Genomic DNA, 13,688 nt, shown 5'->3' on the forward strand with positions numbered 1-13,688 from the left:
TTTAAATGAACTGATATGAACAGAATACTATCTCTGCATATACCGGCATTGCTATTACTGGCGCTGGTAATTGGTTGTAAGAAGGACAATTATGAGAAGCCATCCTCGACACTGTCCGGCAAAGTGGTGTATGAGAAAGACGCGATCGGCCTTCGTTCCAACGGCGTGCAGCTGGAATTATGGCAGAAAGGGTTCGAGTTGTTTACAAAGATCCCTGTGTATGTAGCGCAGGATGGTACATTCTCCGCCTCTCTGTTTGATGGGGCATATAAGCTGGTTCGCCTGCCTGGAAATGGACCATGGGTGAATAATACGGACTCTATTGATGTGACTGTGAGCGGTAACACGGTGATAGATGTACCGGTGCAACCTTACTTTGTAGTGAGGAATGCTGCTATCAGCAAAGCGGGATCAACAGCGCTGACGGCGACCTTTTCCATTGGTAAGGTATCTGATGGCAGGGCGTTGGAGTCGGTGACACTTTTTGTGGGTAAGACCAGCATAGTTGACGCAGTTAACAATCTGGGATCAGTAGCGGTAAATGGAGCGGACATTACCGACATAACAGTACCTGTGACAATTAATATGAATATTCCCGGCAGTCTTACCGGACAATCTTTCTTCTATGCCCGTGTAAGTATCAAGACAGCAGGGGTTGCAGAGCAGATCTACTCACAACCTGTTAAGATTGAATAGGTAGGAGTCATAATGATATGAATAAAGTGCGCGCCCCGAAGGTCATACCTTTGGGGCGCTTTGTAATACTCTGTAAACCAGTTCAAGAAACAAAATACCTTCTTTTGTTTTTAAGTATTAATTTTATTCAAAATGCCGAAGATGTACCTGGAAATATTGAAGGAGAACCTACTATCCCGATGGAAACAAGCCTTTATTGAATTTCACCTTTTAGAGGAATTTAAGAACAACATCACTTCAGAAAAATATGTTCCAGGTGTCAGGTATAATCTTGATGATTACGGTACTCCCGCTTTTTTACAACCAGAAGAGAAAGTATTTCCTGTAGGCAGGGTAAGGGAATTGGGCGACTTTCATTTTTATGGATTTACGGCCGACGGATTACCCAGTTATACTTCCTATGCCCATTCTGTGAACAAGCAATATTGGGGCGGATACTATACATATGGCAAAGAATGGGTAGAATATATTGAATATAACCTTAACACCCGCATACCTTCCAGTATCAAGAGAATACAGTTTGATGCACATGGCCGGAAAATAGCCTATCAGTCCCTGATCGTAAATAGCAGGGGAAGTGATGCCAGCTATGAGGACATGACCAATGAGGAGAAGATCCATACCATCATCGATAATGAACATGCCATGTTCTGTAATCTGGAACATTACGAGATCGTAGATGGACGTATTGTGAGAGCCGATTGTCTGAGCATCGTACCTGGTGCAGGAGAATCAAAGTACGAGAACATTTACACCTATGATGAGAGCGGAGAACTGACCGAGATAAGGCATGTGTATGAAACAGGACTGAGCCAGCTGGCCTATGTAAAACCCGATACTGGCCTGGATGTACATGTGCTGATCGATACCGTTGCGGAGCTGATGGCGGCAGCAATTGTGGATACGCTGGTAGAAGACGGTGTTGAAGCGCCACTGGCATTGCTGGAACTGAATTATCATTGTGTGGATGTCTATATACCTTCTTTGTCGCCCCGTTCAGTTGCCTTTACGAAGAAGATCTCAGACCAGCATCCTGATGAAGACATCTTTGATCTGATCTTTCTGGCCACAGAACTGGACCATCCTTTTCTGGATATAAACCGGGAGCAGTTTGAACGTCCTTTTACGCAGCTGATGACGATCATCCGCAGAGAGGAGAAATGGGAAATGGGTACGCTGATGTTACGGAAGGTAGCGCATATACTCACGACGACCCGACTCTCCGGCAGGATACCTGTAGGAGAGGAGTTCGCGGCCTATGCGGTGGACTGGAGTATGGAAATGGAGGACTTTGAAGACGTATTGCGCGAATGCGGTGCAACAGCCACAGCGATCGCTTCCTGGAAGGAGCGGGGATGGTTGTAGGAGTTAAGAAGGAAACATTATTGCATATAAAAGTGCTGTGACAGGATCTCTTCCATAAGCGAAGGTGTCAGTGGTTTGTTTTTGAACGCGGTGACATGCGGGTTTGCAGTGGCGCGGTGTTTATCTTCCGGGTTGAGGGAGGTTGTCAGCATGACAACCACTATATTATTTCCGGCATCATTTTTTAGTTTCGTATACTCTTCGAGGAATTCCCATCCATTTAGCCCGGGCATATTAATATCCAGCAGGATCAGTTCTGGTGGCGGTGCTGCGGTTGTTATCGTACAGTGTTTCAGGTAATCCAGTGCATCCGCGCCATTCCAGGAAACGTGCACATGCTCCGCGCAGTCAAGCCGTTTGATGACCATCTGGTTAATAAAGTTGGTTGCCTCATCGTCTTCGATGAGTAAAATTGAGTTTAGTTTTCGTTTCATGGTTGGTTGGTTATACGGAAATAGTAAAATAGAACTGACTGCCTTCTCCTGGTACAGAATCTACCCAGATCCTTCCGTTATGCATGGCTACAATTTTTTTGCAGTGTGCAAGGCCGATGCCGGTGCCTTCATACGCCGATTTGCTATGCAGCCGCTGGAATATCTCGAAGATCTTCTCTTTGAATCTGGGATCTAAGCCGATGCCATTATCCTGAAATTGAAAGCGCCACCCTTCATCGGTGAGACAGGCAGAAACATTCACATATAGTTGCCGGTTCCTGTCACGGAATTTAATCGCATTGCTCAGCAGGTTCTGGAATAACAGCTTAAGTTCCATCGGGTAAGCGCTTAGTACAGGTAACTGTTTTATGTTAATGATGGCGTTACTGTCATGAATGGCGGACCGGAGATCGGCAATCACCGTCCCCATGATCTCGTTACAATCCACTTGACTATCCAGCTCCGCTTTGCCCAGCCGGGAATAATCCAGGAGTCCTTTTATCAGCTGACTCATACGGTTAACCGACTGTGTAATGAATCGCAGGTAGGTATCTGCATCTTCATCAAGCTTTCCCTGGTACTGTTCTACGATCATTTCTGCCAGACTGCTGATGGAGCGTAATGGTTCCTGCAGGTCATGGGAGGCGATGTAGGTGAATTGTTCAAGTTCCCGGTTCTTATTCTCCAGTTTCTCTGTATATAAATGGTGGTTTTCTTCTGCCAGTCTGTTTTCAGTCAGGTCATGGGTGATTTTCAGAAAGCCTGTCACCTGCCGGTCTGGATCATGCATGGCGGTGATGGTCACATTGCTCCAGAAAAGGGTGCCGTCTTTGCGTACCCGCCATCCTTCATGTTGTACGCGCCCATCATTGAGGGCAGCGTCCAGTAGTAGTTCAGGTACCTGGGCAGTCCTGTCTTTGGCGGTGTAGAATAACCGGAAGTTCTTACCGATAATTTCACTGGCGGTATATCCCTTGATCTTTTCTGCTCCTTTGTTCCAGTTGAGTATATTACCATCCAGATCTAACATGAGGATAGCGTAGTCTTTTACTTCCTCTACCATTTTATGATAGTTCTCTCTGGCCTGTTTTAATGCCAACCTGGTTAGTCGTAGTTGTTGTTCCGCATCCCGGAGTCGTTTACGTAGCGTGCGTCGCCTGTTCATTATCTACTGTCCTCACTTCATAAAAGAGGGTTACAGCCACGAAGGGCTGTAACCAGATGTTCTGAAATAACCACTCTTCTGGGGGGATGTTTAATCAAAAAGTTTACAAAAACTGCAAAATGAATAAGGATAAATATGTTTGTTCTTTAAGTATAGGTGCAAAAAATTGTATGGCATGCGTTAGGTGCAGGCCATGATTAAACCACATAACAAGTATTGTCCCGTAAAATAAATTGTCCCCTTAAAAGAATGTTCTGATATCAACAGATATAGAATTATTCTAATTGATGTTGGTACTTACGTAGAAGATGAGCATATGGATTGCGATAAGAGAAAAAATTAATCACTTATTTTCGGGGAGGGAGTATCTTTGAAGGATAAATAATTAATAACTAACAGTTAATAATGAATGATGATGAATGTAGCTGATAGTTGCGTAAGTGACGGCTATGTTATTAATTGGTAAAAGCTTTATTATGGAATTTGCGCAACCTGACAGGGAGATATTTAATCAGCTGGTGACCATGAAGATGCCATTCGGCAAATACAAAGATGTGTTGCTTTGCGATCTGCCTGTATCCTACCTGGAGTGGTTCCAGCGGAAGGGATTTCCTGACGGAAAACTGGGTATGTTGCTGGCGACAGTGTATGAGATAAAACTGAACGGCCTTACGGGGCTGCTCACTCCCCTTAAAGGGAAATAGAAATTACTGACCATTTACTTCACTTCTTTGAACACGACGATGCCGTTGTGTCCTCCGAAACCGAAAGTATTACTCATTGCCACACTTACTTTTTTATGTATGGCTTCTTTCAGTACGATCGGCAATCCGGCCGGAATGGCAGGGTCCAGTTGTGTCGTATTGATAGTAGGAGGAATAATGTCGTTGTTGATACTGAGAATAGCAGCGATGGCTTCTATTGCACCGGCAGCACCCAATAGATGGCCCGTCATGGATTTTGTCGCACTAATAGAAAGATGAGCAGGTGCTTCGCCGAATAATTGTCTGATAGCTGCCAGTTCACTCAGGTCGCCGACTGGCGTAGAGGTGGCGTGTGCATTCAGATAATCTACGTCCGCAGGTTGGAGCTCCGCATCTTTTAATGCAAACTTCATGGCCTGTAATGCGCCTAATCCTTCCGGATGTGTGGCCGTCATATGATAGGCGTCCGCGGTCATGGCAGCACCTACCAGCTCTGCATAGATATGTGCGCCTCTGGCCACTGCATGTTCATACTCTTCTACTACAAGGGCCGCAGCGCCTTCTCCCATCACGAAGCCATCTCTTTCTGTATCAAAAGGTCTGGAGCCGGTGGCTGGATCATCGTTACGGGTAGACATCGCTTTCATCGCACAGAATCCACCTACGGAAGCTTCTGTGATCGGTGCTTCTGAACCGCCGGTAATGATGACTTTCGCTTTCCCCAGTCTGATGTAGTTCAGCGCATCCATGATAGCTGTATTCGACGTTGCACAGGCAGATACCGTCGTATAATTGATGCCCATTAATCCGAAGCGGATAGAGATCATACCGGAGGCCATATTCGCGATCAGCTTGGGTACGAAGAAAGGATTAAAGCGTGGCAAATAGTTACCATTGGTATACTCTTTTACCTGCTCTTCGAAGGTGAGCATACCTCCCTGTCCGGAACCCCAGATCACACCACTATCAAATGGATCCATCTTGGAGAAGTCCAGTCCGGAGTCGGTCACGGCCTGTTGTGCAGCTACCAGTGCATATTGTGTAAACGGGTCTGTCTTACGTATATCATTTCTGTCCAGGACAGCAGTCGGATCGTAGTCTTTGAGTTCACAGGCAAACTGTGTCCTGAAAGCGTCGGGATTGAACTTCGTGATACGTGCCGCTCCGCTTTTACCTGCTACCAGGTTGTTCCAGAAGTCAGTCACGTTGTTCCCTATCGGAGTAAGGGCGCCAAGGCCGGTGATGACTGCTCTTTTAAGTGTTTGCATGATTTAAATTAAAGATTAGTGACTAGTAATTAGGAATGACGAATTATGAACTGTGAACATGATTGGCCTGAAGCAGGTGATCAGGTATTTCTTTATGCTTCTTAACGTTAGCATGAGAAAAGCTTTTCGATTCGTAATTCGTAATTCCTAATTATTTCTTCAACAGGTCTTTTAATAGCTGACCTGTTATTTTATTAAACGCCTTCGGCCCCATTACTCTGCTCATCAGCAGGGAGGCCAGCAGGTTACTAAGTACGAGTAAGGCCCTGTCATAGGGTTCGCCATCAAACTGAAAGAGTCCTTTCTTTCTGCCGTTGTCAAGGCACTGTGCCGTCCAGTCAGTGAAGGCGGCAGACATGCCCGTTACCTTTTCCTGCAGCGGTTCCGGGAAGGTTTTATAGTCGGGTGATAAAGTCCCCATCAGGCATACGAATCCCTGTTTATGTTTACTGCCGAAAGTGTCAAATAGTTGTTTCAGCTGTTTGTCTTCAGGCATAGCGGCCCACTTCGCAGTATGTACCCTAAAACGTTCAGTTTCAGTATCAATAACTGCAATGCCCAGGTCTGTTTTTGTCGGAAAATGATAATGGATGGCGGCGTTCTTTATCTCCAGCGGATCGGATATATCCTTGTAACTGAAGGCATTATAGCCCCTGGTCCTGATCAGCTGGTCCGCCAGCGCAACTATTTTCTCTTTTGTGTCCTGCATAGAACAGCAAAATTACTTACTTGTAAGTAAGTAAGCAAATTTTCTTAGCTGGCATCTTTTTGGTGCAGCAGAAAAGGAATGAAACATTTGGAATCAGGTAATTAAATATCTTCTGTATGAGTAACGAACATAATCATGATAAAGAGGTGGTAAAAACGCTTGAAGCGCTATTGACAGGAGGACATGCTCATGCCACCTTCGATGATGCCGTAAAAGGGCTGCCTGCTGAGCTGAGAGGGGTAATACCGGAGGGGATCCCATATAGTATCTGGCAACTGGTAGAACATATCAGGATCACACAATGGGACATATTGGAGTTTTCAAGAGATGCGAAACATCAGTCCCCCAGGTGGCCGGAAGGATATTGGCCGAAGGAAACGGCTCCGGTGGACGATGCGGCCTGGAAACGTAGTCTTTCGCAGATCAAAAGCGAACTAAAGGAGTTTGTTGCATTACTGAAAGCGCCGGATGCGGAATTGTATAAGCCTTTTGCCCACGGTGACGGACAGCATTTGTTCCGGGAAGCATTATTGATTGCAGATCATACGAGTTATCATACAGGGGAGATTATTGTGATCAGACGGTTGCTGGGGGCGTGGAAGTAATCAGGAATTGAGGCGCATTCATTCATTCATCCCGGTTTTTAATAACAGGTTATAATCAAAGGGCCGTCAAGCGTTGAAGCAGACGGCCCTTTGATTGATTTTTCTATATTTATCAGCAACTAATTCCTAATTAAATTACACACACAGCCACATACTATCCGCAAACCATTTCTTCTGATCAAAGAAATTCCCTACCGTCTCGAAGCCAGACAGGGTGGCTAGTTGCTCTGCTGCTTCCAGGTCGTACTTCTGTGATATCTCCATGTAGATCGTTTCGTGCAGATCAAAATGGATCGTTTGTTCTCCTATGCGTACATCCTGCTCTTCCAGGCTAACCAGATAGCTTTTGCAGGCGCCTGTACCCGGATCATAGGTAGGGTAGTGGCCAAATTTCGTAATGTCGAAATTGCCGTCCAGTTCCCGGTTGATCCGCTTCAGCAGGTTCAGGTTAAAGTCACGTGTAATGCCTGCACTGTCATTATACGCGTCCAATATGATCTGCGGATGTTTTTTAAGATCAAAGCCGATCATCAGCAGGTCACCAGGCTGAAGGCAACTTCTCAGCTGCCGGCAGAACTTTCTGGCCTCTGCCGGCGTGAAATTACCGATGTTACCACCCATGCAGAGGATAACCTTATTCTTTGCAGATAGGACATTTGCTTCCTTCAGCATATCAAAGTATTCACCGTTCAGCCCATTGACTTTCAGTGATGGCAGTTGTGCGGGTAATGACTGCTCCAGCTGCGTGATCACGTTAGCGGATATATCTACCGGGTAGTACGTGAAGTCCTTTCCGGTGTTGAGTAGTTCTTTTAAAAGATGTATGGATTTGGTCGCATCACCCGCTCCCAGTTCTACGATGTCAAAACGGCTGGTATGTGCAAGAATGGTCTGGCTGATGGCTGCTGACTGTTCCTGCAATATTTCCATTTCGCAGTTGGTCGGATAGTATTCATGGCAACGCATGATCTCCTGGAATAGGCGGTCGCCCTCCGCATCATAAAAATATTTGGAGTCCAGATATTTACTCTTTGCACTGAGTCCGCGGATCACATCCTGAAAGAAAATCTCCCGCCTGTCCTGTTTCACAGGAACTAATACTGTATGCATTACAGAGGTGGTGGCCATAATGTTATGATTAGAGTAATGAGAAATATTATTTCGCCAGTCTGATGCCGGTAAACTGCCAGCGCAGCCCCGGATGGAAGAAATTGCGGTAGGTGGCACGGCTGTGGTTAGGCGGTGTTACTTCCGAACTACCGCGTAAGACCATCTGACTGACCATGAACTTACCATTGTATTCGCCTATTGCGCCGGGTGCTTTTACAAACCCCGGATAAGGCAGGTAGGCGCTTTCTGTCCATTCCCAGCGTTGTCCCCAGGAAAATTGTGCAGATGCTGCTTCCCATTCAAATTCTGTTGGTAAACGGAGTCCTTTCCATGAGGCAAATGCTGTCGCTTCATAATAGCTGATATGACACACCGGGTCGTTGCCATTCACCGGTTGCAATCCCTGCCAGGTGTACTGTTGCCATTGCCCGTCGACATGATGCCAGTAGAGTGGTGCCCTGACTTCGTTTGTCTTTACCCAATCCCAGCCTTCTGCATGCCAGTGACGGAAATCTGTATAACCGCCCGCTTCCATGAACTCCAGGTATTCCGCGTTGGTGACCAGTTGCGTGGCTATACTGTATTGCTGAAGATATACGGTATGTCTGCCCAGTTCGTTGTCAAAACAGAAGCCGTCTCCTTTGTACCCGATATCATACAGGCCTGCTTCCATTTGTACGAAAGGCTCGTCGGATGCAGGTGTCTGATAAGTATCGACTGCCGTGTCAGCATAAGCCGGCATCAGCGGATTATGACCAAGTATGTACTTGATATCTGTATACAGCAGTTCCTGGTGCTGTTCTTCGTGATTGAGTCCTAATACAACCAGTGTACGCAGTTCATCACTCAATGGTGTATCAAGGAAGGACAGCATGGCTTTATCTACGTGCTCACGGTAACGCATCACATCTTCTACCGCAGGACGACTGAGATTACCTCTGTCCGTACGTATGACGCGTGCGCCTACTGTTTCATAATAGCTATTGAATACGAAGTTATAATTTGGATCAAATTCCTTATAACCAGGGAAGTGCGGTTTTAAAAGAAACGTTTCAAAGAACCAGGTAGTGTGTCCGAGATGCCATTTCGGTGGACTCACATCAACAACCGGCTGTACCACATAGTCCTCTGTTTTCAGCGGCGCGCAGATATGCATGGACCTTTTCCGCACGGTGTTAAAATCATTTTTTAATTGCATATACCTTCGTGGTTAGTGATGCTGTAAATATTCCTTTAGATCTGATATAGATTTGATATGCAGGTCAGCGGCCTGTTGTCTGCGCATCATTAATGCATATGTGTTATTAAAGCCAATAGGAGGTAGCCACCTGATCTGGTATTGCTGCATAAAGGCGGCAGAAACGTAGTCATATACTTTTTGTTTGTCGGCAATGATCGTATCAATCACCGGTTGTTCTACCTGCAGGATAACAAGCAGTCCCGTGCCGGTATACTCCGGATAGAGATCGATCTGCCCATTGGTCAATGCATCAAAGCATATTTTAGTGCCTCCCAGACCGGTTTTTGTCACGGCTTCCAGTTCAGTGTAGCCGTCTACCAGCAATTTATACATATTGGCCAGAATGTAGCCATCCCCGAATATTTTCGCGCCGATGACAACCCTTCCTTTTACGCCATGTCTTGCGGGTTGCAATAATCCTTTAGCTTTTAGAAATTCACTGGCTACCTGGGTGGGATCCTGTTTTAACTCATCAACCCTGTAGTTCAGCTCAGTCATTATACTATCATTAATTATACCAGATAGTTTATTTAATGCCGGTGCAAGTTCCGGATATTTATCAAGTGTCGCCTGCCGTACGATCGGAGCTGCATAATAGGGTGGGAAGATGTGTTTATCATCGTCTAATACCTGCAGGTCAAACGCCTTTACCCTGCCGTCAGTACTACTGCCACTTATCACATCGAGTGTTTTCTCGTAAGCGGCCTTGTACATGATCATATCGCTGATCACGACCGTTCTCATATTGAGGCCATATACCTGTTTGAGCCCTAGATTACCGTCTTTCCGGCCCATAAATTCAGGTGTGAATCCAGCTACCAGACTAGTACCATAGGCGGCAGGCAAAAGATAAAAAGAAGATAATATGATCAGTAGAAAAGGTAAAACGTACAATGCCGTTTTGACGCTGCGCATCCGTAATTTTTGCAGACGTGCGACGCCGGCGTCAAACACAATAGCCAGTAAGGCTGCCGGAATGGCGCCTGCCAGGATCATGTTCGTATTATTCAGTGCAATGCCTCCGAAGATGAATTCCCCTAGTCCGCCTGCGGCAATATATGCGGCCAGTGTGGCGACGCCTACATTGATGACGGTCGCTGTCCGGATACCGGCTAATATCACTGGCATGGCGAGCGGGAGTTGTACTTTGAAAAGCAGTTGCTGCGGACTCATACCCATGCCTGTTGCGGCGTCTACAACGGATGCATCTACCTGCAGAATCCCCGTATAGGTGTTTCTGATGATAGGGAGCAACGCATACAGGAACAGCGCGACAATAGCTGGTTTGGCACCTATGCCCAGCAATGGGATCATGAAACCCAGCAAGGCAATACTGGGCACTGTCTGTAATACGCCGGCAATACCCAGTACTGTGCCGGCCAGTTTCTTCCTGCGGGTGATCAGTATACCCAGCGGTACGCCAATGATGACCGCTATCAGCAGCGAAATAAATGTAAGCCCGATATGTTGCAACGTTTGCTCCAGCAGTTTGCCGGCCTGTTGCTGTACAAATTCAGGAAAGCCGGGTTGATCTTCCATTATTGTCAATAGTTTGCTTGTATTGTGTAAATGCCTGCATTAATCCGCCGGTGTCCAGACGAATGAGTCTGCCATTGGCCATATAATGGACAGGTACAGCGGCAGTTGTCAGTTGCTGCATAGCTTCCCAGCAGGAGGCGTCCTCCGGTAGCGTGCTGGTGCCTGGGTGCGCAGCCGGATGATCAGGCAGCCAGGACAGGATGGTGGCCAGTTTCACTGCGTTCAGTTCCAGCAGCAACCGCTGATCCTGGAAAAACTGGCGCACAAAGTCATTGGCAGGGAAGAACAACAGCTCCGCCGGCGTACCGGTCTGTTGTACAGCACCTTTGTCCATCAGGCAGATCCTGTCACCCAGTTCGAATGCTTCCTGTACGTCATGTGTCACCATGATCACGGTTTTATTGCTGATCTCGTCCAGGGTGCGGAACTGTTTTCTGACACTGGCACGCGTAACAGGATCCAGTGCGCCAAAGGGCTCGTCCATCAGTAAGACAGGCGGGTCGGCGGCCAGTGCACGGGCCAGTCCCACGCGCTGCTGTTGTCCGCCACTCAGTTGCTGCGGATAAGCGTCGTAATATTCTGCAGGTGACAGGTGCAGTTTTTCCATCAGTACGCGTATCCTATCTTCTATACGTTTTTTATCCCATTTGAGTAAAGCAGGGACAATACCGATATTTTCCGCAACTGTATAGTGCGGAAAAAGCCCGTTATCCTGTAAAACATAACCGATATTACGACGGAAGGAAGTGATCTCTTGTATGTTCACTGCTTCGCCATTCACATATATATTTCCGCTATCAGGAGCTATCAGCCGGTTGATCATCCGGAGCGTCGTTGTTTTCCCGCTTCCGCTGGTACCCAGCAATACGAGTGTTTCTCCTGTGTTGACCTCGAAAGACACATCACTGACAGCTGGCTTGCCGTTTTGGAACGATTTGTTGACACGTTCAAGCTTAATCATGGTCGGGATTCATTGAGGATTTTAATCCGCATTTTGTGCAACTGGTTATTTATCAAGTGTCATGAATAAATTGTTGATGGATTCCGAATACAGCGGATGTGCAAATACCATTTCTCTCAGCTGTGTTGCTGTCATCCCTCCGAGCATTGCCATCTGCAAAACAGACATGATTTCACCACCTTCAGGCCCCAAGATAGCAACTCCCAGTAACTTATCATCGTTTGCATCCACAACCGCTTTCATAAATCCCTGGGTATTGCCGGTTTCGATGGCCCGGGCCACGCGCGTCATATCGAGACAGGCCACTTTGATAGTATGCCCTGCTTCTTTCGCTTCTTTTTCTGTCATTCCCACGCGTCCCAGCTGAGGGTCTGTAAACATGCAGTAAGGTACGGGTCTATCCTGGATAGATGTATCCTGTTTACCTACCAGATTCTTGTACAAAATCAGGTAATCGTTGTACGAAATGTGGGTAAATGCAGGGCCGCCCTTCACATCGCCCAGGGCATATATACCTGGTACGTTCGTCTCAAGCTTGTCATTCACTCTGATAAAGTCTTTGTCATCAAGCGCGAGGCCGGTTTTTTCGGGCTGTAAAGACTTCGATTGTGGTGTACGGCCAACTGCCACCAGGAGGTGAGAGCCGGTGATGACCTGATGCTGGCCGTTGGCAGTGAACTGCAGTCTGATGGTCTCTCCGGTCTGCTCCACTTTCTGGATGCTCGCGTCCGTATGCATCATTACACCAGCAGTCTCCATTACTTTTTTAACAGCAGCGGCGACGTCTTCGTCTTCATGTTTCAATAACTGTTTGCCCTTGTCAATGATAGTCACCTGGCTTCCCAGTCTGCGGAACAGCTGACCAAATTCCAGTCCGATATATCCGCTTCCCATGATCACAAGATGGGAGGGAAGTTGGGTGAGTTCCAGGATGGAAGTATTCGTCAGGTAAGGCACTGCATCCAGCCCGGGAATAGGAGGTATTTTAGGCAGGGTGCCGGTATTGAGGAAGATATGTTCAGCGGTGATCTCTTCTTCTCCGCCATCCTTTAGTGCTACTTTGAGGGTTTTGTGGCCGGAAAATACAGCTTCTCCGTAAAGGATGGATACCCCATCTGTTTTTTCCAGCCCTTTGGTGGCGCCGCCGCGGAAGGACTCCACTACTTTATTCTTACGGGCAACGATCTTTTCCAGATCTACCTTAAAATCACTGACGGTAATACCCCATTCCTGGCTGTTAGCAATTACATGTGCTGCAGCACCACAGGCGATCATTGATTTGGTAGGCGTACAGCCGTCATTGATACACGTTCCACCTATCCATCTTTTCTCCACGATGACTGTCTGCCATCCTGCCTTAGCCAACTTTTTAGCCAAAGGAACACCACCTTGGCCGGAGCCAATAACAATTGCATCAAATTTTCTCATAATTCTTCTTTTGTTTTTACTTTATACCTTAATCGACGACTTCTACTCCTTTCCAGAATGCGATATACCCTTTGATGTTTTCGGCTGCCGATTTAGGTGCAGGGTAGTACCAGGCAGCATCATGGTTAACCTTTCCCTTGACATTGACATCATAATAGGAGGCTTCTCCTTTCCATGCGCAATGTGTGTGGGTATGGGAAGGGTTCAGGAAGCCCAGCTTTACAGATGCTGGCGGGAAATAATGATTGTTTTCGACTACCACTGTTGTGTCGCTTTCCGCAATGATCTCATTCTGCCAGATTGCCTTCATCGTGTTGTCGTTTAATAAGTTATAATTACAGGACCAAATATTATACCACGGGGTTCGTTGTGGAAGCTCAGAAGTTAGGACTTTTTTTTCAAATGGAATTTGCAGGGATCAATTTCTTTTGGTTACTTTGTATCTCAAAGTGAATGTGTTTTGA

14 protein-coding genes are annotated in these 13,688 nt (G+C 46.7%); 4 read left to right on the top strand and 10 right to left on the bottom strand.

What is annotated here, in order from left to right:
- Positions 1–15: 15 nt before the first annotated feature.
- Together GWR21_RS00235 and GWR21_RS00240 are read left to right on the top strand one after the other, a co-directional pair.
- Positions 16–696 carry a DUF3823 domain-containing protein gene (locus tag GWR21_RS00235; RefSeq protein WP_162329777.1) on the top strand — a complete coding sequence of 227 codons (681 nt, stop codon included), beginning with the start codon at positions 16–18 and terminating at the stop codon, positions 694–696.
- Between the two features lie 132 nt (positions 697–828).
- On the top strand, positions 829–2,061 hold the full coding sequence (locus GWR21_RS00240; protein ID WP_162329778.1) for a hypothetical protein: 1,233 nt from the start codon (positions 829–831) through the stop codon (positions 2,059–2,061).
- Between the two features lie 17 nt (positions 2,062–2,078).
- Here the strand turns inward: GWR21_RS00240 and GWR21_RS00245 are convergent, their stop codons facing one another.
- Entirely contained in the window at positions 2,079–2,495 is a 417-nt protein-coding gene (locus tag GWR21_RS00245; protein ID WP_162329779.1) for a response regulator, read from the bottom strand.
- Between the two features lie 10 nt (positions 2,496–2,505).
- On the bottom strand, positions 2,506–3,660 hold the full coding sequence (locus tag GWR21_RS00250; protein ID WP_162329780.1) for a sensor histidine kinase: 1,155 nt from the start codon (positions 3,658–3,660) through the stop codon (positions 2,506–2,508).
- 476 nt (positions 3,661–4,136) lie between these two features.
- Here GWR21_RS00250 and GWR21_RS00255 point away from each other — a divergent pair, with 476 nt between their 5' ends.
- Positions 4,137–4,364: a DUF3820 family protein gene (locus tag GWR21_RS00255; RefSeq protein ID WP_162329781.1), complete on the top strand. Its 228-nt coding sequence runs from the start codon at positions 4,137–4,139 to the stop codon at positions 4,362–4,364.
- A gap of 14 nt (positions 4,365–4,378) precedes the next feature.
- Here GWR21_RS00255 and fabF read toward each other — a convergent pair whose 3' ends face one another.
- Together fabF and GWR21_RS00265 are read right to left on the bottom strand one after the other, a co-directional pair.
- Entirely contained in the window at positions 4,379–5,632 is a 1,254-nt protein-coding gene (gene fabF, locus GWR21_RS00260; RefSeq protein WP_162329782.1) for a beta-ketoacyl-ACP synthase II, read from the bottom strand.
- A gap of 151 nt (positions 5,633–5,783) precedes the next feature.
- Complete coding sequence (locus tag GWR21_RS00265; RefSeq protein ID WP_162329783.1) at positions 5,784–6,341, bottom strand: TetR/AcrR family transcriptional regulator; 558 nt, start codon at positions 6,339–6,341, stop codon at positions 5,784–5,786.
- Positions 6,342–6,457: 116 nt separating this feature from the next.
- Here GWR21_RS00265 and GWR21_RS00270 point away from each other — a divergent pair, with 116 nt between their 5' ends.
- Positions 6,458–6,946, top strand: a complete 489-nt coding sequence (locus GWR21_RS00270) for a DinB family protein (protein WP_162329784.1) — start codon at positions 6,458–6,460, stop codon at positions 6,944–6,946.
- Between the two features lie 135 nt (positions 6,947–7,081).
- On the opposite strand, the gene GWR21_RS00275 is transcribed toward GWR21_RS00270, so the two are convergent.
- From GWR21_RS00275 to GWR21_RS00300, 6 genes are read right to left on the bottom strand one after another with little or no spacing between them, the layout of a single operon-like run.
- Positions 7,082–8,074 carry an L-histidine N(alpha)-methyltransferase gene (locus GWR21_RS00275; protein ID WP_162329785.1) on the bottom strand — a complete coding sequence of 331 codons (993 nt, stop codon included), beginning with the start codon at positions 8,072–8,074 and terminating at the stop codon, positions 7,082–7,084.
- A gap of 28 nt (positions 8,075–8,102) precedes the next feature.
- Positions 8,103–9,254, bottom strand: coding sequence for an ergothioneine biosynthesis protein EgtB (gene egtB / locus GWR21_RS00280; protein ID WP_162329786.1), 1,152 nt, complete (start codon positions 9,252–9,254; stop codon positions 8,103–8,105).
- A 12-nt stretch (positions 9,255–9,266) separates the two neighbouring features.
- The gene (locus tag GWR21_RS00285; protein WP_162329787.1) at positions 9,267–10,835 is read right to left on the bottom strand and encodes an ABC transporter permease/substrate-binding protein; all 1,569 of its coding nucleotides are present in this window, start codon (positions 10,833–10,835) and stop codon (positions 9,267–9,269) included.
- The gene (locus tag GWR21_RS00290; protein WP_162329788.1) at positions 10,810–11,796 is read right to left on the bottom strand and encodes an ABC transporter ATP-binding protein; all 987 of its coding nucleotides are present in this window, start codon (positions 11,794–11,796) and stop codon (positions 10,810–10,812) included. The genes GWR21_RS00285 and GWR21_RS00290 overlap by 26 nt, the downstream gene beginning before the upstream one ends.
- Before the next feature lie 45 nt (positions 11,797–11,841).
- A complete protein-coding gene (locus tag GWR21_RS00295; RefSeq protein WP_162329789.1) occupies positions 11,842–13,224 on the bottom strand; it encodes a mercuric reductase in 1,383 nt (460 codons plus the stop codon).
- Positions 13,225–13,252: 28 nt separating this feature from the next.
- On the bottom strand, positions 13,253–13,534 hold the full coding sequence (locus GWR21_RS00300; protein ID WP_162329790.1) for a DUF427 domain-containing protein: 282 nt from the start codon (positions 13,532–13,534) through the stop codon (positions 13,253–13,255).
- Positions 13,535–13,688: the final 154 nt, after the last annotated feature.

Origin of the sequence: Chitinophaga agri, from assembly GCF_010093065.1 — a bacterium.
GTDB classification, from domain to species: domain Bacteria; phylum Bacteroidota; class Bacteroidia; order Chitinophagales; family Chitinophagaceae; genus Chitinophaga; species Chitinophaga agri.